The organism is Photobacterium angustum, assembly GCF_003026365.1.
In the GTDB taxonomy this organism is placed as follows: Bacteria; Pseudomonadota; Gammaproteobacteria; order Enterobacterales; family Vibrionaceae; genus Photobacterium; species Photobacterium angustum.
In genome coordinates, this window is record NZ_PYOM01000019.1 from 74,832 (window position 1) to 97,954 (window position 23,123).

The following is a 23,123-nucleotide window of genomic DNA, read 5'->3' on the forward strand; positions in this document are numbered from 1 at the left end:
TTTGAAATAGCACTTCTTAAAAGGAATATTTACTGAAGTGCTATTTACTCACAATAAATCATTTTCTTTGTCATACCACCATCAACAACAAAATTTTGGCCTGTTATAAAACCTTGGCTACAAAGTAGAAAATCAACCATTTCAGCAATATCATTCACATTACCAACTCGTCCGGATAAATGCTGATGATGATCTATACCTCGTAATTGACTTGTATCTGCATGAATCCAACCCGGTGAAATACAGTTTACTTTTATATTGGGAGATAAACTCACAGCAAGTGCATGAGTTAATGATACCAATCCACCTTTACTTGCAGCGTAAGCTTCGGTGTTTGGTTCAGACTGTAGATATCTTGTTGAGCTCATATTAATAATATGTCCCTTACTTTCAGTAAGTAAAGGTAAGCACTGCTGACTCATGGCTAAAGGGGATGTTAGGTTAACATTTAAAATATGATGCCATTCATCTAACGGTAATTGGTGTAACGGAGTATTGTAAGGGTTGGAAATAGCAGCATTATTGATAAGACCATCAAGTCGTCCAAATTGACACTTCACCCAGTCTAACGTGTTTTTAATATCCGATATTTGAGTAACGTCCGTTAAACGAAACCGAATACGTGGTTCTTCATTGACTAAATCATATCCCGCTTGTTCATTGATATCTAACGCGACAACGATAAATTTTTTTTGTGCCAAATATTTACAGATCCCTTTGCCTATACCGTTAGCACCACCGGTGACAATAACGATTTTATTTGAGCTTAAATCCACTTTAATAATCCTTTGGTTACAAATCTTTGCATCATGATACGACAAGATAAGCTAATCTAATAAGAGGTAGGTAAGATTCTGACTTAAAATGTGCAAATAACTGATAATATTAATCACGAATTAATTCAAGGATGAGTCTATTGATATGGATATAACAACAAGTTACTCAATACAATCTTCATCTTTCGAAGCTATTAATGAAGCTATTGATAAGCTTAATCTAAAAATTGCAACGCCTTCTTTGCTGCTTATCTATTATTCTGAAAATTACGACATCGATATCTTCCAAGCTGAGCTTAAAAAATCATTTCCCAATACCGCTATTTTAGGTTGTACCTCATGCCAAGGCTTTATGACAAATGAAGGCTATTTTAGCGGAACAGGTTTAGCATTATGGGCTATTAATGATTATCACGGAGCATATGGCACAGCCATTATTTCAAATTTTGATACGCCTTATGAAATGGCAAGGCAAGCAACATTAAAAGCAATTCATAATAGTGGTCGAGTTGGCGAGTTACCATCTTTGATTTTATTACATGCAACACCGGGTTATGAAGAACAAGTTATTCAAGGAATAGAAAAAGAGTTGGGCTGTACAGTTCCTATTATTGGAGGGTCAGCAGCTGACGATTTCATTGCAGAGAAATGGCAAATATTTAACGTTGAACAACAAACGGGTCAGGGGATTGGTATCGCTGTTTTTTATCCAACCTGCGAAGTAAGCCTTTCATTTCATTCAGGTTATGCTAGTACTGGCTTATCAGCGATAGCAACCAAAGTTGAACATAGAGAAGTAATAGAACTCGATAATAAACCCGCAGCTGATGTCTATCAACAATGGATGAATATCCCTTTTGATACTAACAGCAACATAATTAGTGAAAGCAGTTTAAATCCTCTAGGGCGTTTTGCCGGGGAGTATTTTGATTTGCCTTATTTTAAATTAGCTCATCCCGCACATATTACACAGCGCAAGGGCATCGAAATGTTTGCTGAAGTAAAGCAGGGTGAACGCTTATACTTTATGAACGGCACTGATGAACGACTGATTTCAAGGGCAAGTCGAGTAGTTAAAGCATCGAATGGTAATAAGCTTAACCCAATAGGCGGCATTACGATTTTTTGTGCCGGATGCATGTTAAAAATAAAAAATCGTATGGATGATGTTGCTATCGGTGTAAATATTGCAATGTTAAATAAACCTTATGTTTCTCCATTTACATTTGGTGAGCAAGGGCAATTCATCAGTGGTGAAAATGCGCACGGTAACTTAATGATTTCAGCGGCTATTTTTCATAAAGGGTAGGTTGTTAATACGATGATAAGTTCTGAATCTGAAAAGCTACAAGAAACAGTCATTGATTTATTACGCAGTCAAGAGCGAGAAAGCCAATTACAAGATGAGAATGAAGCCATCTTAGAAGGCATCTCGGCAATGGCGGGTGCGAATGATAAACGTCAAGTTTTCAATAGTTTATTAGAAGTTCTACGCAAGTTTATAGGTTTTGATCAAGCGCTTGTTCTTACTAGAGAAGACGAACAGGAAATGCTTGATGTGCTGGTCAGTACTGATAATCGTTTTGGTACAAACTCTTGGCTAATGGAAAGTACATTTAGACGAGCAATCAATGGTGAATGCATTGCGCTATATTCACCTAAAGATATTGTTGAATTTAGTACTCAATCGATTGAAGCATTAAATGATTATAGTTCAGCATTATTAACGGGAGTAAAAGTAAGCTCTAGTGATGCTGTTATGATTTTAATGAGCCAGGATAAAAGTCAGTTCACGCCAAGATGCAGACGAGTGCTTAATAGATTTAGACCATTGCTCGCACGTGCGATCATTGATATAGATTATCGAGAACGTTTGCAATCCTTAGTTGCAGCTCGAACACAACAGCTGACATTTAGTCAGCAGCGATTTAAAGATTTTGCCAAAACAGCAGGTGATTGGTTTTGGGAAATTGATGTTGATTATAACTTTACCTACATTTCAGAACCTCAAGTCGCTAATACACAAATTTCCTGTGATAACTTTATAGAATTCTTTAATAACTACCCAATATTCCAAAATAAATTGACGAGTAAACTCTCACAGCAAGTTGTATTTGAAGACTTAGAATGGAATCTTAGCGTTGATAATACAGAACAGTGGTATAGCTTTAGTGGTACACCTTATTTTGATAAGTATGGAAAACTACAAGGGTTTCGAGGAACTGCAAAAAATATAACGAGTAGAAAAAAACGATTATTTGATTTACAGGAAGCACAAAAACAAGCAGAAACGGCCAACAAAGCAAAATCTCAATTCATAGCAATGATGAGTCATGAGATACGAACACCACTTAATGCAGTATTAGGTTTAATGGAATCGCTATCTTTATCTGGCTTGAATAATAAGCAAAATCTTTGGTTATCACAGATGGACCAATCAGCACATTTATTGCTGACGATTATCAATGACATCTTAGACTTATCAAGAATAGAATCGGGGAGTTTTAGGCTTTTCAATAGCGATATTAATGTTGTGGAAAGTATAAGACTTGTCGCTGATCAATTGGCACCACAAGCAACTAAAAATAATGTCCAATTTCAATGTGAAATTGACGATGCAATCCCAAAACAAATCTACGGTGACAAAAATCGAATTGCTCAAGTGTTATTTAATTTAATCGGTAATGCTGTAAAGTTTACGAGCATCGGCTCGGTTCGTGTTGTAGCTCGTAAAGTTGACGACAATATCGAAATAGCAGTCATCGATACAGGTATTGGTATTGCTAAAGATGCGCAAGCAAATATCTTCAATCCATTTCATCAAGCTGATGGAAGTATTACTCGTCGTTATGGTGGTACAGGTTTGGGTTTAGCGATTAGCCAACATTTAATCGAAAAGATGAACGGCTCAATATCACTGGAAAGTGAGTTAGGAACAGGAAGCTGTTTTAAAATTTCTATTCCTATTATTTATCCATCATTAAAGAGTTGCGAAGCCGACATCAAATTTAAAAATAAATCGGATTGCTCTTTAAATATTTTGTTAGCCGAAGATAGTAATACCAATCAGTTGGTTGCTAAGTTGATGTTAGAGCGACGAGGACATAAAGTTGCGATAACTAATAACGGAAAGGAAGCGATAAATGTACTGTTACAGGGTCACAATAAGTTTGATTTAGTACTAATGGATATATCTATGCCGATATTAGATGGCTTAGAAGCAACAAAACAGCTTAGACAGAGAAAAATTAGCATACCAATCGTCGCATTAACCGCGAATGCGATGCAAAGCGACCAGAAAATTTATCATGATATTGGTATGGATGGCTTTTTAGCAAAACCAATCTGCTCAAATGAGTTAGATGCGTTGCTCGAAAAATACCAAGAACTTAAAGAAAACCAGCAGTCAGAAAGAACGATCTAGAGATTCGTATTAATCGAATCTCTAGTAATTAACAGCAAGCTTTAAGTACAAGGCAAACTGAACATTTGCAGCAGTATTTAAAATTGATGTTAATTACCTATTTTATGGTAAATAGCCAATACTGTTAAATAGAATAGTAAACACGGAGCAGAGTAGAGATACCAGGTTATAAGATAGGATAAATAACTTCGTATATTGTCACCACAATACCTTATTTAACATAATATACATAACACGCACTTAAATATAATGTTGAAATGATAGAGATTTAGCTTGGTAGATTTGTTGGTTACTGAATTTTAAGTGCTTCAAGCAGCTCGTCCATACCATCATCAAATTCAGGCGCACCTCGGTGACTTGTAATTCCATGATGCTCATGTGCACACTTCATTGTTTATCGACTGACTTGAATGGCCCGTAAATCTCAAACTGATGTTCTTCGATAACTTTTTATAAAAACCACATGCCGATTTTAAATGTATCGTTGGTGCAGCGTTGTACATCTTCAACATTTTCGGCTGTGATATTTGAAACCATCGCTTGGACTTGGTTGTGGTTATCGTAAGAAAAATATTGGCACATCATTGTTAGTTATCCAGAATTGATTTTTAGTTTTCAATGATCTCTTGGCCAGCATCTATCAATGATAATATCCGAGTTAAACCAAGCGATTAACACCACAACAATTTTTAATCCCAAGCGTTTAAGCTCTAAAGACTAAAAATTAATAACGGTAAAGCTCGATCTATCTAATGTATGAAGTTCAGCTTTGTAAGCTTGGTCTTCTTCAGATAACATTAATTTCATTTTGATAAACTAAAAATGTAGTCAAAAGCCAGATGGTGAGTAACAACCGCTTCGATATGGTAGTGAAATTTTCTCAAACGAAAAAGTTAAAATAAAGCCAGAAAAACAAAACGAATAAGCGGTACAGTAAAACCATGAATCCCGTGTTTATTTAACCTGTAAAGTTCACCTCTAACATCAAGAAGAAGCCTTGACTTCCCTACTCTTTAACCCAATTTGTCACAACTAGATCTACCTTAAACGAGAAATATAATCAGAGAGTAACGGAGACATTTTGAAATAAAAAAACAACTGCTTTGTTTAAATTCTCCAACTAGTTCGAACATGTAGTCGCCAAATCCAAGTGTAATCTGGATAACTTGTTATAATTTCAATTGTGTTGTTGGTGTTTCTTCAATACTATCGAGCAAATAAAAACAAGCTTTCTTCTTTCAGTCAATTACTTTGATATAATCATCAAACAAAAAAGTTACGCCGTCACCTGGGTTATTGAAAGTGGTTTTCGCTATCCATTTGATTGAAAACCAGAAGGCTTTATAAACAAATGATAAGATGGCGAGCATATAATGCATCAATATAGAATTCGATACCTTTTTTGTATAAAATAGTCTCTCTTTTGAGTAGTTATCCCCTTTAACAACTCTATTATTGATAAGTAAATAATGAACGATGAAGTAAACAACGGAGTCGAACGTTTTGGTCGTTTTGATGTTGATTATTCGCGAAGAACGATCACCCGTATAAGTGATAATGCTGTTTTAAAAGTATCACGCTCAGAGACTCACATCTTTGCTTTACTAGCAAATACCGCTAACAATACTGTACATAGAGAAACATTACTAAAAGAGTGCTGGCAAGGAAAAGTAGTAACGAATAATTCGTTAACTGTAGCGATAAAAAATCTTCGCACCTCATTTAGTAAAATCGGTGAACATAACATCATCACAACCGAACCTAAACTTGGTTATTCAATTAGAGAAGCCTCATTGATTGACGATGGTTCTCATCCGCCTCTGCCGGAAGATATTAGTAAACATATTGAAGCACATGAAATTGCAGAAAAGTTAGAATTACAAGAACATCAAGACAGCGTCATTAAGAAACCTGCAATTACAGGGAAGAAAAAAAAATACGGCTTACTCAATAAATTAAATACATTTAGCCTATTTGATTTCTTGATTGTTAGTTTTTTCTTTTTAGCTACTTTATTTGTTTGTTACCAGTACTTATTTTTTGTTAATACAACAGATGTTGATGGTATATCTGTTAATTATAATGGTGTTGAATTGCCAAATCCCGTGATACAGGCAATCCTTGATCATAAAACGGGCGACATTAGTCAATGGTACGCATTCCCTATCGGTGGATTATGTGAGCGTTATAAATTAATAGGTGTACATAATGAGCACTATATTGACTTAACTTCACAAGTGAACCAGGAGCAATGCGATGCTTAAAAAAGCTTTCCTTGGCATATTCTTAGCTCTATTGTTTATTTTTTCTCAAGCGATTTTTAATGCTATCAACACACAATCGACATATGTATTTACGAAGGAATACCCTGCTTTTGGCTCTGAAATTATAAAAGTTAACCTCAATGATGGACGAATTAAGATTAATCTAATTCGAAAGAATAAAGAAAACCGAGTTATCTCATCATCGTTATTTAGCGGTGTATTTCTTAAAATTCAAAATCATTATTACACATTTGGTGTTAAGCGATTAAATAAAAGTCGTGAAGTCGATTTTACATTTAGGAACTTCTATATTGATTCTCTTCGAACAAAAGAAGCTGTCTATATCTCAGATGACAGAGGCATTCTAGAGTTAGATTCAGGTAAGTCTATTTATCTAAGTAGCTTATTACTTGGTAAAAAGATACGTTAAAAGTAAGCCGGTGTTAGCCGGTTTATTTTAATAAATAAACAAAGTTATAGGTATGTACCATTAACTAAATAACTAATTGACTGACTGACTTGATAAAAATAAGTATAACAATTACTTATGTAATCAAGTCACTCTTCTATTCTTTACAACACTATTAAAAATAGCAAATATTCCCTAAAAAGCCTTCTTAATATGTACTTATCTATTAATATTTGTCGATCTTTCTTTACAAAAATTAAAGTCAAAATCAAAAGTTATAGTGCACTAGTATGTTTAGGCTTTTTTTGTTTCATTTAGGTCAAATCGCATAACACTCAAGTGATGGCTTCTTTTTGACATTCACTTCGTAGGTAATATACAAGGATAATGAAAGCCCTAATCAATCTTCATAATCAAAGAGAACACCTGAGACGCGGAGGTATTTAACCACTTTGATAACAAAGACACCTTAAACAAAACTCTTGACCAATTAAGCGATCACTTTGGTAAAGGCGTGATCGGTTTTGCATGCCAGCAACGCAGCTACCACGAACGGCAGGGAGAAATAGAAATTTTAAAGTTAGAGAATTACTCCACCGAGATTAAAGATATTATGGTGGAGAAATGTGTTTAAAGACACTTTTGGACAGAAACGAGTTAAGCAATTTGTTTATTTAGGCTCGTAGTATTAAGAAAAGTAAGGATAACGCCGCATTAAGGTGATGAGATGGTCTCCCTCTACCTCTTCGCATGGTCTTGAGCCATGCTTGATATATTCAATCAATGTGCAGGTAAAGACCATGGCTCAGAATAAAATCATCGGTATCGACTTAGCAAAAAGTATTTTCTTTCTTTTTGAAATCAATCATAAAGGAAAGAATATTAGCCGTAAAAAATTACCTCGAAGTAAGCTTCTAAACTATATCGCACAACAAAATGAGTGCACCATCTCGATGGAAGCTTGTTCCTCTGCACATTATTGGGCTAGAGAATTTTCCAAACTTGGGCATCAAGTTATGCTCTTTCCACCACAACATGTAAAAAGCCAGCGTCATAAACAAAAGAACGATTACAACGATGCCGAGGCTATCGCTGAAATAACGCTTTATCAAAGACATCATCCCGTACCGCATAAATCTATCGAGCAACAAGATATTCAATCGGTCATTAAAATGCGCAAGCTTCTTATCACTGAAAGAACTCGTCTTATTAATCAAGTTAGAGGACTTTTATCGGAATATGGCATCATTATTCCAAAAGGAAAAACAGCATTTGGTAAAGCCATACCAAGTATCCTTGAAGATGCTGAGAATCAACTTTCATCGATGTTGCGAGAACTCATTTATCATCAACATGAAAGATATAATTATATCAACGAGCAAGTAAGCTGGTTTGATAACAAGCTAAATCACACCATTCAGCATTTTGATAATGCCAAACTACTTACTTCAATCCCTGGATTTGGCCCTTTAACTAGCCAAGCTGTTGCTGTTTGGATGGGTTCTGGACAACAATTTAAAACAGGAAGAGATGCTTCCGCAGCCATGGGTCTTGTACCCAAGCAGAATTCCACAGGTGGAAAAACCACGCTGCTTGGTATAACTAAGCAAGGCAATACCTATATTCGTTCCTTACTTGTTCATGGCGCAAGAGCTGCTTTAAGACGAGCCAAATTTAAATCAGATAAACTAAGCTTATGGGCTGTAGATATTGAAAAGCGACGAGGAGCAAACCGTGCGGCTGTCGCTTTAGCCAATAAATTAATGCGGATAGCTTGGGCGGTAATCAGTAAAAACGAGGAATATAAACCAGCATAAACAACGATCACCAACCTTTGCAAAGTACGTAGTTAGATGAATATCAGGATAAAATCCTACACGATGAAAACCTTCTGCTCACACTGGCTTTTAAAGTCGATAAGGTGATTAGGACTTCGTGTTCGACTGCTTCATCTTGGTCAAGGCACAAGCCGATTTAACAGGCCGTATATATGGTAGTTAACCTGCACTTTTGATCAAACTGCTGGCTTGCAAAACAGAGGGAGACCATATATGTGAGCAACGCAATACCAAAACCGCCGCATACCGCCTTAAACACTAAAACCGACGCATAGTAAAAATGCCACGCGTTGCGAACCCCTCTTGAACAGTTTGTTAAGTTTTTGTTTTCACGTTACTAATTTCACTACTTGGTTTAAGCGAGTTATATAATTCTGTTTCAGAAAATGCGATACCTAAACTAAATGTAGTGATTAAAACTCCAATAAAACCCAACCACATAGACCACGGAACATGTTGATATAACCACTTAAGAGTAATCTTATCTGGATAACATAAATCAGAATCAGGTTCGGTTTGGTGAACTTCGATATTGGAACTAGCTCTAATTTCTAACTTCTTGATGGCTTGATTAACGACACCGATACACTCACCTAAAGCATCATGATGTGAACGCCCCATTCTATAACCAGATTTAACGTGATCAGCCCAAAAAACAAATTTCTCACATAAACTTTCATCGAACTCTAAGAGAGGCGGAATTTCATCAGACCAAGGTAAAAAGTCATCGTGGCTGGAAAACGCAGATAAATCGCCTCGAGTCTTCTGTAACTTCCTAAGCTCGGTCAATAACTCGTCATTCATATACTACCAACTTTCCAAAAAAACTTAACGCCCTGTTAAGGTGGGAGCAACCCGACACCACTGCTGCACACCACCTTAATCACCACAACCAACGCATAGTAAAAACGTTACGCGTGCTAATCATGTTAAATTGTTAGTTTCATTTTATACGCCTCAATCAGTGCTTTTGGCATTGTTACGTATTTTTCAATTTCGAGAATAACCTCTGGATGTAAAGTAGGCGTTGGATTAATTGCATTAAATCTATTAGGTAAATGCACTGCTTTTCTGTTTAGTTCACCAAAATATAGATTTTGCCAAATCAACGGTTTTCTTTGATTGTGAGATTTACTTTTTATAACTTTCTCTAAATGACCAGTGAACATTCGGCACTTAATATAAGGCATACTCTCTGCATTTTTAATCCTCCTTTTATTCATATCAAATAGATCAATGGACTCATCCCCTCGAGAAATCACTTGCCTCATATCGTAGCAATAGCGCCTCAAGCACCAAACAGTTTTATCTAAGTCCACAATCTGATGAGGTAAATTGTAGTGCGCATGAGACAGGTAACGATTAGCTCCATATATATTCAAAAACTCGATAAACTCACGGCAATCGTCTGGAAGTTCAAAGCTCAAATCCTCGATAGACTCCACTCTCCTTAAGGCTTTGCACAAATCATGGTTGAGTTTTTTAGCACTTACCCTGTTATACAGAAGAATAGATTTTAAATATTTTTCAATAGCTTGCAAAGCACTCCAAGTAAACTGAATCATTAAGTTATTCTGATAACATAACCTAGCAGCAATATAATCTTGATCAGCAACATCTCTAAAACTTCGCGTTACAAAATCATTAAAAACTATACGCATATTACCCCTTGAAACTAACGCCTAATAAAGTGTGAAACACGCGTACACAACACTAAATTTATCCACCTTAAACACTGAACTCGACCCAAACCAAAAATGCCAAGCGTGTATAGTCACTCTTTAATTGTTTGTTATACCAATTTTTACTGCTTCCATATCAATAAAACATCACCATTATTTTCATATGTTGAGATTCTATTTCTTAATGGGACACAGTGAGAAAAATTTAGGTTATTTAAAGCATATTTAAGCCGAGAGGTGAAAATTTTATAGCCTCTCCCCATGAATAATTGCTTAATGTTGGACTCTGTATTCCCAGATTGCTCTCTGAGGATATTGACAGCGTCTTCATTTAAGTTTGAATAAAAGACTAGAGCTTCTGTCTTACTAGGAAAAGCCAACGAAGAATTTCGGAATTCGTCAATATCGATACCACTAACCCTGACTGCTGGTGTATGAAAGCATAAGGTAAAGCAATTATTGCTGTCTACCTCAAAATTAATACTCAATCTACGCCCTAACTTTGTATACGATAGTTTATAGCAATATACATAGAGAGCTGCTGCACAAGAACATGCTGAACTTAAAAAAACAATTTTAAGCTTCTTTCCGGCTCGTAAAGAGCATCGAATTGCACTCTCAATATCTAACAGAACTGGCAGCGACCCTCCTGGATGATCATATACATGAATTTCGAGATTGTGATAAATAGGATCTTGCAAAATTCGAAGCAAGTCTGATGCATGACTTTCTCCCCTTTGACGATCCATAGTTGTTAAGTAAACTTTGTACATACTCTCATTTCACACTAGATAAATTGGTATAGCGCCTAATTAAGATGTCAAGCACGCTAGCACGACACTCAATTTGAGCGCCATAACTACTAAATTAGACTCAAACCCAAAATGCCAAGCGTGCTGAATCACTCTTAAATTGTTTGTTAGCTGCTTTCTATTTCACTGAGCATTTAGCCGAATATTATCAAATAATGGATAACTTCAGGTATAGCAAATAGTAAAACTGACGTGCAGGTCGTATCTGATTACGTATCTAACCTCTGCCTTTCGAAGACCGCGCTCGCCTTGAGAAAAGCATCAAGACCGCCACCCTTCTAGAGCAGATAGCACAATTTACTTGTATAGAGGCTCGGGCTTATTCAACACTTGGGATTTAACGTTGGATACGCAACGCTTAATCCTTATTTGTATATGGTTTATGACGCATTGTACCCAAACTTTACAGTCTGGAGTTTTGATTTCCATAAACTCTCACGCTGAATGACTTGCTCTGGAGTCAGAGATGAAGATAGAACTTCAAGAATTGTAAACTTAAAGTGTTTTTCAAAGTAGTCGCGAGTATTTATGGCATAAAGCTCTTTTAGCTCTTTATTATTTCCATGGTAGCCATAAATATAATCAGACCAACGGCCCCAGATACCATTTGCTCCGTAAGCGGAGCCAACATAGTGATTTCCTGTTTTAGTATCAGTTAGCAAGTAAACACCAAAAACACTACTTAACGCCACTTTCCAGTCATTGAGCTCATTTTTTATAACTATGCTCATTACTTCAAAACTATGGTTTACGTCATCATAAGATTTAAAGCACTCACCCTGATATGAATGTTGTGAAAGCGACGATACTTTTGAGCGTGAGAAAATATAATCAGGCGTGAAGACCGTCCCTCTCGTATTATCGCCTTGGTAATCAATTGTCAGGCGACCAATAAGTTCAGAAAACTGACTGTTTAACTTTACCTGATAGTGCTTTGAATCACGGCTAGTAATATCAAAAATGCCACCAAACAAAAATTTTGAGCCAGATATTTGGGCAAAGCTTACTATTTTGTCTTTAACAAAACGTTCCTTTTTCGTTCCTCTATAAACTTGCCAACCAGCCCACTCTTCATGACTTCGAGCCAACACATCAATAGGACGAGTTCCTCCAGGCTCTTGTTTTGCTAAATGAAATCGGTATTCAGAGTTATTATTTAACTCTGAGAAAATTAAACCCAAATCCATAAATACCTCTGAACTTGAAAAACCATATAACGCTTATTAGACGACAAATAGTCATCTTTCGGTAATGGTATCATTCTCATATTAACTCAACTTATAATCAATAAGTTATGGCACATGATGGGAAGTTAGGCTGCAAGATATCGCCTAATGACGAGAATGAACAGTTATCAACTCAATCGAATAAGTTTTAGTAGGGAATACGCACGCCCCCTAAAATGTGTAGAGTATTTGTCCTAAGTAACTTTGGGGCAAATTTGAGCTAGCTATTTAAGCTAGCTCGATGTTGGACAAAAGCGTGTTATGGATACAGCTCTATTTGGGCTGGTAGGTATTAGGAAAAGTAAGGGTAAGTCTTGTTAAGGGGTGAACGCATAGTGAAAATACTACGCGTTGCGAATCCCTATTGAACAGTTTATTATGTGCCTGATTCTGAGACGGACTCTGTCGAATCGGATGCTATTTTCTTAGGCGAGCTCGGTACTTCTGGGGAAACAAATTGTGCAGGAACAATTTTAACTTCTATACCTATGACTTGAGCAAAACCTGTTACCAGATTCTCTTTTGCGCTGCTAAAGAAACTATCTCGCGTTTCGCTTGAGGACGCCCAAAAGAAAAACAATATCAGAAGTAGTGTTGTAAAAGCGTTACCAAACACACCACCTACACCACCATGAATTAAACTCTTGAGCATCCGCCACTTTCGTTCCCAAAATCCCTCGGGCTCATGTCGATGGATAAACAGCCAAAGCCTTTCTTTAAAGTGCTTTTCAAGCGCTTTCTCTTTTTCGGTGGCAGCTTGACCTACTAGCTCTTTAACTGTGCGCGCAGCTTGCGCGGAATACATATCTAAGGCTGGCATTTCAGAACATAGAACGTGATTGTTCAACTCAGCGTCATTGGGACGACGGGAGTTATTTTTTTCAAATTCTTGAATAAATTTCTGCTTACTCTGCTTGTACAAACAGTATGCTAGTTGACCAATGATGTCTGTCTCATCTTCAACTAGCATTTCATACACTTTGTTATACTTTTCAGCGGGTGAAACTTGCTGACTTTCGGCGGTGGAAGCGGGTTTATTCTGACGTCGACGATTTTTCGTGTTCATACAACTATTTAAAGGCTTTAGTCCTCGCCTTGTTTAGGCGATCGTTTAGGCTACGAGCATCTTCATGTTCAAACAAGTTTTTAGCAAAGCTACTCATAGGTTGTTGGGTTCGATATCTAACAACCACTTTTTCAGCAAAATCGCCATCAGATCGAGTCCAAGGTAACTGAATTGCTTTTAAAAAAAATGCTTTCATATCAACTCCTAATAGTGCGTTCACCATTATACTCCCTTAACTATAGCAGATCAATCTTACTGAGTTCTGTTGAAGCAAAAGGCACATAACAGTATATTAATAAGCATTCTTACTTTCGTGTAAAATACACGCATAAAAAACCTTTATCATACTAGATATAATCTATATATATCATGAAGTTGATAACAATTTTTCACGTCTGACGCTCAATGAGAGGATGTGATAAGTAAGAAATGTATTTAATCAGTCTTATAAAATACAAACTGAAAAGTTAAATGATATAATTTTTAAATAGTTATGATTTCACTTCTGTTTTTAACAAGAAATTTTTCTTATTAAAAACAGAACTAAAGCGATAAAATCACCACATTTCATTATAACTGTTGATATACACAGTAAATAAAACTAATCCAAAATCACGTTAATGCGATATGAATGAGTATTTGCTCTGAATGATAATGGGGCAAATGTAAGCTAGCCACATCAGCTAACTCAAATGTGGACATAAATGTTTTAGGTGTCTTGATCTAAGCCTTTTCGATCAGATTAGAAAAAGTACCTAGAAACCTTAAACGTTTGTTATGTGTAGTTATTTGAGGCTACCTTCTGAACTGACTCACCCCACTTCCCTCGTAACTAACTCGATCGATAGTTACTACGAGCATTTTTTCACCCCTAACCAAAGAGACTATTTTTTCATAAATTAGGGTAACCCAATAGCTAAACTGAGCAGGAAAAGAATAGGCAATGCCTCCTTGTACGTTAGCAGTCGCTACTCTCGATTCGATTTTTTTCGCAATGGAGCGTGGTAGGTTCCGATTACTACATATTTTAGTTATTTCACGAGACACTGTTTCCCACGCTACATCAGTACTAAGTTCTTTTCCTACTTCATTTTTAGCTAACTCTATGACAAGTTCGGAAAAGTTTTTGCTGCAAACCTCACCATATTTAGCGTTCCCAAACGACCAGTTTTGACTAGATGTTGAAAAACCGCCAAAAAATGCAAATGGTAAACCACTTTTTGAGACAACCAAATTTTTAGCCAGCGGTGACTTACTTCCTGAAGTTTCATAAAGATCAAACTCTGGCCATTCTTCCAGTAACTTTATCTCCTTACTTGTCGGGTTTGCTTTATTCTTTCCAACTCTTCCAATGGGAACTTTGGGGTTATCTTCACTAGCGATTTTTGCTTGAACAATTAACGAGCGATGACAATACTGATGCACGCCTGAATTGCCACTGTTATCCCAAACGTTATTATGCCTATATTGTATAAACAAATCACCCAGCTCAGTTTTCGAATCTATTGAGTTTCCATTTATATCAGTTTGTGGATGAACAAAAGCAGCCAAGGGAATTTTATCTATCCATTGAAAATCTACATATATTCTTTCAAATGCTCTAGTAGAGTCACGTAGTTTTAGCTCCTCACTCAAAACAGAGGCAATTGCATCTTCAAGTTTTTTATTGAAAATTTCATATAATGATGATAGTTCACCATATTTCTTTTTCTTATATAAAGACGTTAATGTTCTATCAATTACGTTCAATGTATATTTCCATCCTATTGCACATAATGCCCGCTTAACTTGTTGCCAACTTCACCAATCCCGAACAGCCCACCATAATTACATAAGCCAAGTCGAACTAAAAATGCCACAGATTGACAGTCAGGTTGAAGCGTTTGTTAGCTATATTTATTTAAGAAATGTAGCTGTACGGTTTTATTTGTGCTCTCTGAAACCGAATCGAGTAGGATTCTTTCATATGATTTTTGGACTTCAAGAAAAGCAGCTTTGATTTGCTCTCCCTGCTCCTCTGTAACTGCAAAGCAAAAGCTGAATTCAATCTCATTTATAGCCTTGAGGTAGCGCTCAGAAATCTCTTCCTGAATGCCTTCCGATTCGAGACTATCTTCTTCTGGGATATCCAATAGGTTTTCATTATTTCTAAGTTTCTGATACTGCTTTAAATCAATGACATTTGACATCCGATAAATACTCCATACTTTTATTAGGATCTGGATATAGCTAACGCTTTATAGACGGACTTTTTCCGTCTTTGTATACCGTCTATTATGTTGCTGCCATTCACAATAAAAATCAAACAATATCAACATTTTATGTTAATAGATGTGTAGTTATGGAGGCAAGTTACGGAAAAACTCTGTATAAGATATAAAAGTATGGATTAGATTAACTTGGTCTATAAGTGTTCCGTTCGCAGGTTATAAGAAGGTTTGGGGCATTTCTGAGCTAGAACTGCCCTCAATGAAGGTTCTGGACAGGCCCTTGTTAGACAGCCAGTTCAATTTGGATAGTTTAATATTAGTAAAAATAAGGGTAATGTTTGACTTCTTTTTAGACATTACCCTTTATGATATTTCCTTATATAAGGTAGCTGGGCTTGCCCTACACTTCGAATAGATGTCGGCTTCGCGACACATATCCTTATTTCTTATACCGCTTCTAACGGTTTACTAGAAGCAATAAGAACTTTATGCGCTAAGAACTTTGCTAGTTCAATTTCACGTTCCAAGTATTTAATTTCCTTGCTTTGTGGATGCAACACTTCTAAGTCTCCTTCCGCACCTTTTGTATGAACGATACGACACCTTATGTTGTAAAATCGTTGCCACATTTGACTTAGCAAGTCATCATCCTCGGCATTTGAAAAAATCTTGAAAGTTGATAGTTTGACAGCATTCTTAGAGCGAAAGTACTCTTCACGCTTGCTATCAGAAGTTAACCACTCCCGCAAAACATTTGGATCAACACATTCTTTGATTGTTGCTTCCAATTGAGATAGTTCAGAGCGAGAAGATGAAGCAGCTTTAACTATACTAAATACTTTAGCTATATCTTTTGTACTATGAGAATTAAAGCACGGGTCTTTAAGTATATTTCCAACTTTTTTCTGAGCTGCTAATTCTGAGTAAATTGGATAATAAAACTCTACAACTTGATAGAAAGCCAAATATCTTAATAAAGGCATGCCAATTGCAGACTGCGCATACCAATAAAGAGAAAGCGCTTCACTATCATATTTTTGACTTACTCTATCTAAGGAGAAATCTTTATTAGCTTGGATAGCTGCTCCACGAGGGTATGCTTTTTCTGCTGCTAACATCAAGGGCACATTAGTTTTACAATCAAACTCAAAACAGATAGAAGCTAGGATTGTCACGATAATATCTAAAGCCTTATCGTGATGATGAATGCCGCACCCATAAATCTTGATTGTCGTTGTCGAAGACCTAAGATTATCAAATCTCTCGATTGGGAATGGTGCTCGTGGTCTTCCACGATCTTTAAATAGCTCAAATATCATGAACTCATTTGAAGCTTCAGAGATCTCTGCCTGAACCCCTTCTAAATGCGTATCGATTAGTAGCCGACCATCTTCTGTTAGATTTTCGTTGTCCTTAAAGATTCGACTGAATTGAAAACCTCTATGTGGAAGCTCTACTTCACACTCAATTACATCATGGGTAGAAGACCAAACAGCTTCATACCCGTCGATGCATTTAAAGTCATGAAACTTAATATCATGTTTTAGTATGTATTCTGCACAACGATTATTGATTGATATCTATTTTAAGAAGCCCTCGTTCTTCTAAAAGCTCATAACTTAGAGACGATTGTTCACATTTATTTATGATTTCTTGAAACAAAACTTGTACCTATTAAAGATGAATTTGTATTAACGCTGCGTTATGAAGTTAGTAACGTTATTACTGAACCTAACCATACCATCGTAAACATAAAACCCAACGATGGAATAAACAACGCCATGCGCTGGGAATCTGTCTTAAATGCCTTTAGACCTCAGTCTGCAAGTGTAGATACTTTCATGTGTAACTCTACAAATTCATCTACCTCTCCGTTGAAGAAGGTTTCTCGAAGCTCTTCAAATGTTAGAGATGAAAATAGCTTACTTGCTATTTTTTTTCCTCCTAGGGCTCCTGCTAAACCATTAGATTTAGATAATGCCTTAACATCACACCAGTCGGTGAAAGAAAGATTAGCGCCCGGTACTAAGCGTTCGATACCAGCTGGAGACATATAATTTTCTATTTCTCTCTTTTGGGATACTGTAAAGTTCTCGCCTTCTACAAACCCATACTCTGCCAATTTTTCAGCATTTGGAGAGGTTTCATCTTCTGAGGTTTTATCAGAGTCTAAGAAAATGAAGAATGGCTTGTTCAACGTTTGCAGCAAGTCTAGTGTTACCCAATGCTTGATACTTCCACAACCACCAACAGGGATAGTAACAACACCTAGATCAGCAAAGTTTTGTTCAACTATTCCATTATCTTTATATGTATTAGCTAAATGATCCAAAGCAACGCAATCGTCTATGCCTTCCACAAGAAGAAAACACTTCGTATTGTCAAACAATGAGAAAAATTGATTGTCGATTGTTATTCCTAGATCGCTCGCAATATCAGAGTGGTCATTTACATTTGAATCACATGCGTATGAGCCAGCCTCTTTATAAATCCTGTGTAAATCAGACTTTTGAGTTTTCGAAACAATTACAGGAGAGTGTGTAGTTAAGAAAACTTGATAACCAGCAACTGAAATATCATTTAGCTTTTCGAATAGATTTTCTTGCGCAGAAGGGTGAAGAAATGTTTCAGGTTCTTCAAAGCCAAAGATGATATTTTGAATTTCACTAGATTTCTGCTCCGCGAGATACTCAAAATAAGCCATCATTGTAATTCTTCGGAAGCCATCCCCTCTTGCTGAAAGAGGTACAGAACCATTTCCATTATTACTGTCAAACGTGGTAGTGATTAACTTGCTCCAATCAAATTCAACTTTTGCCTGAACCTGTTCACTTTCAGGGACTACAGCATTGATTTTGCTTGTGATAGCAGACAGAACTGTTTGCAAATGCAGTTTGACCGTGTCCTCAAGCTCTTCAGTATTCACCTGTTCCTGAATTACTTTAAAGGCCATATCTTTAAAGTATTTCTGTATAGTAGAATCACTTTCTGACAATGGAGCATCCGCTACAAAGTATTCAAATCTAGGCAAGCATCCCTTGATAGCACTCTCTGTCTTTTTAAGACGAGATGTACCTGAAGTAGGCAACTTCTCTGTAATATAAGAAAACTCATCTCCACGAGCGATAAAGAATTTTCGAAGCCTATTTCTTTTCTCTGCATTATTGTGAGCTTTACCAGTGTCTGGGTTTGTCATTAAACCTGGTTCCGCTTCTAACCCATTATCTCGGCATAGTTTTATGAGCTTAGCTTCAGTAAGTGAAAAGAAATCTAGCTCACCAAATGAGAGCCTTTCTACAAAATATTCGGGAGAAATTTTACCTGATTTGGTTCCATCCCATCGTTTTGTAAGGTGTAAGTAACCATCACTATTAACTAAACCTTCGGCTTCAAAAGTTGTTGTAGTATTTTCATCAATAACAATTTGAGTGTGATTAGGGCAGAAATAAAGTTCGATTACTGAAAATTGTTCAGTTGTGTTATTTAAATATTCTTCTTGATACTGCTTTGCATTTATAAAAAGATCTAAGGCTTTCAATACAGTTGACTTACCCGCATCGTTTTTACCAACTATAACATTGAAATCTTTTGCAGGTATTTCTACTCTTTCACTAATACCTTTAAAGCCACTGATCGCTATTTTTTCTAATTTTATCATTATTTCCTAACCCCAACTGACGAAGCTTAACAGCTTATTAGTAAACATTCTTACTACCACGAAGCAAAATGTCTAAAAATATAGGCGATAATACTATAATTAAGCATATGATGTTATTGTTTTAATAACATTTTTACCTGCAAGATAATATGGTAAGGTCTAAGGTTAAAGGCATAATTAAAAATAACTCAAAATCACGTTAATACGATATGAGTGATTATCGACCTAACTCATATATGGACAGAAATGAGTTTCGAAAGCTCCAATATTAAAGAATCATGAATAATTATCATTATGGAAATTAGCTTAACGCGGTGTACAGATTTGATGGTATAGGGCACTAGAAGTACAGAATTTTAATCAAGTAAAACCCAAACTTTGGGATGCAGCGTAAAGCGTCCTAGAGGCAGATAACGAAAACCTAATAGCTAGATTGGGTCCTAAAATATGATTTAGGGCGTCCTAGATCGTGTTTTAGGTCTCGTAATATCGAGACTTATCACATATTAACTCCATTCACCTCAATTGGAGTTAACACCATGAAATGGAAAAATTTATTGTTCTCATCTCTACTTTGCTTTTGCAGTTCAGCCATAGCTTCCAGCGCCGGATTCACTCAAGTGACCTTAACTGACAATCCAAATCGCAGGCTAAACACTGCCATTTGGTATCCCACAAGAGATACATCATACACAACCTTAATTGGAGATAACCCCGCGTTCATCGGTACACAAGTCATCAAAGACGCAAAAATCCAATCAGGTACTTTTCCAGTAATACTGCTATCACACGGTTACCGAGGAAACTGGCGTAATCAAAACTGGTTGGCGACCAAACTTGCGAGTCAAGGCTATATCGTAGCCGCCGTTGATCATCCGGGAACCACCTCTTTCGATCAATCCCCAAAGCAAGCAGCAAAATGGTGGGAAAGACCACAAGATGTATCACGTGTCCTGGACTACTTGTTATCCGAAGCCCCTTGGAAGCAGTCTGCTATCGCCGATAATGTTAGCGCAATTGGACATTCATTAGGTGGTTGGACGGTGATGCAACTGGCGGGAGCGAAAATCGACAGGCAAACCTTTGAGGCAAATTGTCTTGTATACCCCAACCCACGTACTTGTGGGCTTGCTGAAGAGCTAGGGCTAGACAAAATCCAAGATGAAGAGCCTGACCAAAAAGACCTTTCAGACCCTCGGATTCGACGTGTGGTTAGCCTTGATCTAGGGCTTGCTCGCAGCTTTTCAGTCGACAGCTTAAATGACATTAAAGTGCCAACATTGATACTGGCAGCCGGGATAGATATAGGAGATATTCCTCAGGCATCAGAGTCTGGCTATATTGCTGAGCACATGCCACTGAAGTCAAGACGCTACAAAGTCTATGAGAAAGCAACCCATTTCAGCTTCATTCAAGGCTGTAAATCTGGTGCGATATCCATGCTTAATAAGGAGGTGTCAGGCGATGGTATTATTTGTAAAGATGGCGTTGCTACATCTCGCGACCAGTTACATCAATTGTTCGTCAATGACATCGTTAGCTTTCTGAATTGATAAACAAAAAGCAAACATACTCAATCTAACACTTGTGGCGAACTTCGAAACTCACTCGGAGTTTGCCCTGTTATCCTTAAAAACTCCCTATTGAAGTTAGACTTGGTCTGAAAGCCTGAACTTAGGAAGATCTCTGTTATCACTTCATCAGTTTGCTTCAAAAGAGTCTTAGCGTGCTCAATTCGATAGGCGTTAATCACCTTCGAAATGTTCTGTTGGTGAGTTTGATTAACCGCAGACGATATCTTACGAGCAGGAATGCCTAGCTTTCGTGCCAAGCGATTGAGAGACAGATCAGGATCTTTAAATAATTGATGATCACTCATTAATGCATCGAACTTAGCCATGATCTGTTCGGTTTCTTCAGTTTGGTCGTCATCTAAACTGCTAGCTAGTGTGGTCGATGTGCCGACCTCTTCTAAAGAGCGTTGTGACATGGAAGATAAAGCCTGCAGCCGCTTGGGTTTTTCTTGGACAGGCGTACTAATACTGACCACTATTACGGCAGACACAACGGCAGGAATAAAGACAAGATAGCTAATCGACAAGATCAGACTGGTGTGTTGCGCATTCAACAGCAAGATATCGTAAGAGAGCATACCATCAACCAAAGCCGAGAATAGCAGCATTGCACCTGCAACTCTTTCAGCAACCAACACTTTCGATACATCAGTTAGCCGCACTTGTTCTGGAATGCTGCACGACGACTTCAAAAGCAAACCACCATATCCGAGATAAAGCAAGATCAGCAATACATCAAGGGTTCCCGCCCAGAGATGCGTATAAAAATGTGAGCCAACTAAAACAGAAATCGGGCCTAGCCAATGCAAATGTGTACTAGATTGACTTCGATGAGCACCTGAAAAGCACAGCCAAGCCGCCACAGGAACACTGGCACTGAGAATGGGTTGTAGGAAGCGAAAAAACGCAATATCAAACGTCCATCGCAGGCCCACTACCGTAACCATTAACGCGCAAAGAATGACAAACCAGAATGGCTTTTGGCTAGTATGCCGGTACCGGTACCGAAGCACGATACCAGTCATGAGTAACAATAGCGCTGCAACAAATGGTAAGGGAATAGCAAGCATCAAAAGTACATTTAAATTAGAGAAAAGATCACTTTGAATTCACGTCAAGCACTGCATTAGTGAAATAACTGAACGGACGAGTAATACATATTGAATATCAATCTTCAGTAAAATAACTTTTTATAGGGCAAATGTACATTAACAGAGTGTGAATGACTTTTTACTCTAAATTAAAAAGGGGCATCAAAGAGTCATAACAGGTTGGATTGACATTTTTGGGTGTACCTCAATTTGTGGTAGAAGAGTTACTTCAAACCATTATGGGGCACAGGCTATTCAAGAGAAAAGCCTGTAACAGCTCCTATCTGTCAGCAGTCTGTTTTCTCAGACAACCTCAGAGCGTCTTCTAGTTCAACGCCAAGGTATCGAATTGTGTTATCAAGCTTTGAGTGTCCAAGTAAGATCTGTACGGCCCTGATATTTTTCGTTCTGGCATAGATTAAAGTGGCTTTGGTACGACGCATGGAGTGAGTACCTTAATAGTCAGCATTCAAACCAAGCTTTACGGCCCAACTCCTGATAATAGAACGATAGAATGAGTAGCTGATAGATTGCCCAGAGCGTCTGCTACTCGGAAATAGAAAGCTGCTTGCTTCTAGGGGTGCTGCAAAAATCCATCAGCTAATACTTTGCTGTGTTCTTGGTGTAATTTCATAGTGGACATCGGTGCCCGTTTTTTGCTGGATGCACTGAACCCTGTCATAGATAACTCCTTGCGAAGAAACATCGTAAACGTGTAGCTTTAGCAAATCACTCGCTCTTAACTTACTATCTATAGCTAGGTTCAGTAGCGCGAGCTGCATCAAATCGTTTTCAATCTCCAGCCTCGTTCTGATCCGCCAGATCTCTTCAAGCTTAAATGGCCTTTTTATGCCACTGCATTTTACAGAAGATGATTTTCTCATGATGACCTCCTCTCAGTGTTTTTGGTCAACATGAAGTTTGGCAGTCACATTTAGTAGGGCTCAGAAAGATCTGAAACGTTGGTGGACAGAAGCTTGTTAGGTGACTTGCTCTACCAAAGCAGGTAGATATTAGAAAGAGTATGAATGCCTCCCTTATAAAGTACCTTTTAGGATACAAAAAGACCGCCACGATGGACGGTCATTTAGCA

At 37.3% G+C, this 23,123-nt stretch carries 19 protein-coding genes and 1 pseudogene; 6 read left to right on the forward strand and 14 right to left on the reverse strand.

All coding sequences use genetic code 11. The features are described from left to right. Window positions 1–44: 44 nt before the first annotated feature. On the reverse strand, window positions 45–776 hold the full coding sequence (locus CTN01_RS17980; protein ID WP_005367847.1) for an SDR family oxidoreductase: 732 nt from the start codon (window positions 774–776) through the stop codon (window positions 45–47). A gap of 145 nt (window positions 777–921) precedes the next feature. On the opposite strand from CTN01_RS17980, the gene CTN01_RS17985 reads away from it, so the two are divergent. Beyond that, on the forward strand, window positions 922–2,085 hold the full coding sequence (locus CTN01_RS17985) for an FIST signal transduction protein (RefSeq protein WP_005367848.1): 1,164 nt from the start codon (window positions 922–924) through the stop codon (window positions 2,083–2,085). Window positions 2,086–2,097: 12 nt separating this feature from the next. Further along, window positions 2,098–4,200, forward strand: coding sequence for a hybrid sensor histidine kinase/response regulator (locus tag CTN01_RS17990; protein ID WP_107342196.1), 2,103 nt, complete (start codon window positions 2,098–2,100; stop codon window positions 4,198–4,200). Window positions 4,201–4,650: 450 nt separating this feature from the next. Here the strand turns inward: CTN01_RS17990 and CTN01_RS23130 are convergent, their stop codons facing one another. Then, window positions 4,651–4,785 carry a hypothetical protein gene (locus CTN01_RS23130; protein ID WP_258179802.1) on the reverse strand — a complete coding sequence of 45 codons (135 nt, stop codon included), beginning with the start codon at window positions 4,783–4,785 and terminating at the stop codon, window positions 4,651–4,653. 884 nt (window positions 4,786–5,669) lie between these two features. Here CTN01_RS23130 and CTN01_RS17995 point away from each other — a divergent pair. From CTN01_RS17995 to CTN01_RS18010, 3 genes are all read left to right on the forward strand, one after another. Next, complete coding sequence (locus CTN01_RS17995) at window positions 5,670–6,464, forward strand: transcriptional regulator (protein WP_045132731.1); 795 nt, start codon at window positions 5,670–5,672, stop codon at window positions 6,462–6,464. Further along, window positions 6,457–6,894 carry a hypothetical protein gene (locus tag CTN01_RS18000; RefSeq protein ID WP_045084097.1) on the forward strand — a complete coding sequence of 146 codons (438 nt, stop codon included), beginning with the start codon at window positions 6,457–6,459 and terminating at the stop codon, window positions 6,892–6,894. Before CTN01_RS17995 ends, CTN01_RS18000 begins: the two co-directional genes overlap by 8 nt. 779 nt (window positions 6,895–7,673) lie before the next feature. Continuing rightward, window positions 7,674–8,690: an IS110 family RNA-guided transposase gene (locus CTN01_RS18010; RefSeq protein WP_045147644.1), complete on the forward strand. Its 1,017-nt coding sequence runs from the start codon at window positions 7,674–7,676 to the stop codon at window positions 8,688–8,690. Window positions 8,691–9,026: 336 nt separating this feature from the next. On the opposite strand, the gene CTN01_RS18020 is transcribed toward CTN01_RS18010, so the two are convergent. From CTN01_RS18020 to CTN01_RS18070, 10 genes are all read right to left on the reverse strand, one after another. Further along, window positions 9,027–9,515, reverse strand: a complete 489-nt coding sequence (locus CTN01_RS18020) for a hypothetical protein (protein WP_045147641.1) — start codon at window positions 9,513–9,515, stop codon at window positions 9,027–9,029. Between the two features lie 125 nt (window positions 9,516–9,640). Further along, window positions 9,641–10,372 (reverse strand): HEPN domain-containing protein, encoded by a 732-nt coding sequence (locus tag CTN01_RS18025; RefSeq protein ID WP_052666548.1) that lies wholly within the window; start codon window positions 10,370–10,372, stop codon window positions 9,641–9,643. 143 nt (window positions 10,373–10,515) lie between these two features. Continuing rightward, entirely contained in the window at window positions 10,516–11,166 is a 651-nt protein-coding gene (locus tag CTN01_RS18030) for a hypothetical protein (protein WP_045147639.1), read from the reverse strand. Between the two features lie 419 nt (window positions 11,167–11,585). Further along, on the reverse strand, window positions 11,586–12,392 hold the full coding sequence (locus CTN01_RS18040; protein ID WP_045147636.1) for a GIY-YIG nuclease family protein: 807 nt from the start codon (window positions 12,390–12,392) through the stop codon (window positions 11,586–11,588). Between the two features lie 415 nt (window positions 12,393–12,807). Beyond that, the gene (locus CTN01_RS18045) at window positions 12,808–13,497 is read right to left on the reverse strand and encodes a hypothetical protein (protein ID WP_052666546.1); all 690 of its coding nucleotides are present in this window, start codon (window positions 13,495–13,497) and stop codon (window positions 12,808–12,810) included. Window positions 13,498–13,501: 4 nt separating this feature from the next. Next, window positions 13,502–13,693 (reverse strand): hypothetical protein, encoded by a 192-nt coding sequence (locus CTN01_RS18050; RefSeq protein ID WP_146150435.1) that lies wholly within the window; start codon window positions 13,691–13,693, stop codon window positions 13,502–13,504. Window positions 13,694–14,292: 599 nt separating this feature from the next. Next, the gene (locus CTN01_RS18055) at window positions 14,293–15,246 is read right to left on the reverse strand and encodes a hypothetical protein (protein WP_045150601.1); all 954 of its coding nucleotides are present in this window, start codon (window positions 15,244–15,246) and stop codon (window positions 14,293–14,295) included. A 137-nt stretch (window positions 15,247–15,383) separates the two neighbouring features. Further along, window positions 15,384–15,686 (reverse strand): hypothetical protein, encoded by a 303-nt coding sequence (locus CTN01_RS18060; RefSeq protein WP_045150603.1) that lies wholly within the window; start codon window positions 15,684–15,686, stop codon window positions 15,384–15,386. Between the two features lie 467 nt (window positions 15,687–16,153). After that, window positions 16,154–16,825, reverse strand: a complete 672-nt coding sequence (locus CTN01_RS18065; RefSeq protein ID WP_045150604.1) for a hypothetical protein — start codon at window positions 16,823–16,825, stop codon at window positions 16,154–16,156. 698 nt (window positions 16,826–17,523) lie between these two features. Continuing rightward, entirely contained in the window at window positions 17,524–19,365 is a 1,842-nt protein-coding gene (locus CTN01_RS18070; RefSeq protein WP_045150605.1) for an ATP-dependent nuclease, read from the reverse strand. Between the two features lie 539 nt (window positions 19,366–19,904). On the opposite strand from CTN01_RS18070, the gene CTN01_RS18075 reads away from it, so the two are divergent. Continuing rightward, complete coding sequence (locus tag CTN01_RS18075) at window positions 19,905–20,918, forward strand: alpha/beta hydrolase family protein (protein WP_045150606.1); 1,014 nt, start codon at window positions 19,905–19,907, stop codon at window positions 20,916–20,918. Window positions 20,919–20,938: 20 nt separating this feature from the next. Here CTN01_RS18075 and CTN01_RS18080 read toward each other — a convergent pair whose 3' ends face one another. Both CTN01_RS18080 and CTN01_RS18085 read right to left on the reverse strand, forming a co-directional pair. Further along, complete coding sequence (locus CTN01_RS18080) at window positions 20,939–22,009, reverse strand: helix-turn-helix domain-containing protein (protein ID WP_080896250.1); 1,071 nt, start codon at window positions 22,007–22,009, stop codon at window positions 20,939–20,941. A gap of 308 nt (window positions 22,010–22,317) precedes the next feature. Beyond that, a pseudogene (locus CTN01_RS18085) lies at window positions 22,318–22,914 on the reverse strand (tyrosine-type recombinase/integrase). Window positions 22,915–23,123 lie beyond the last annotated feature (209 nt).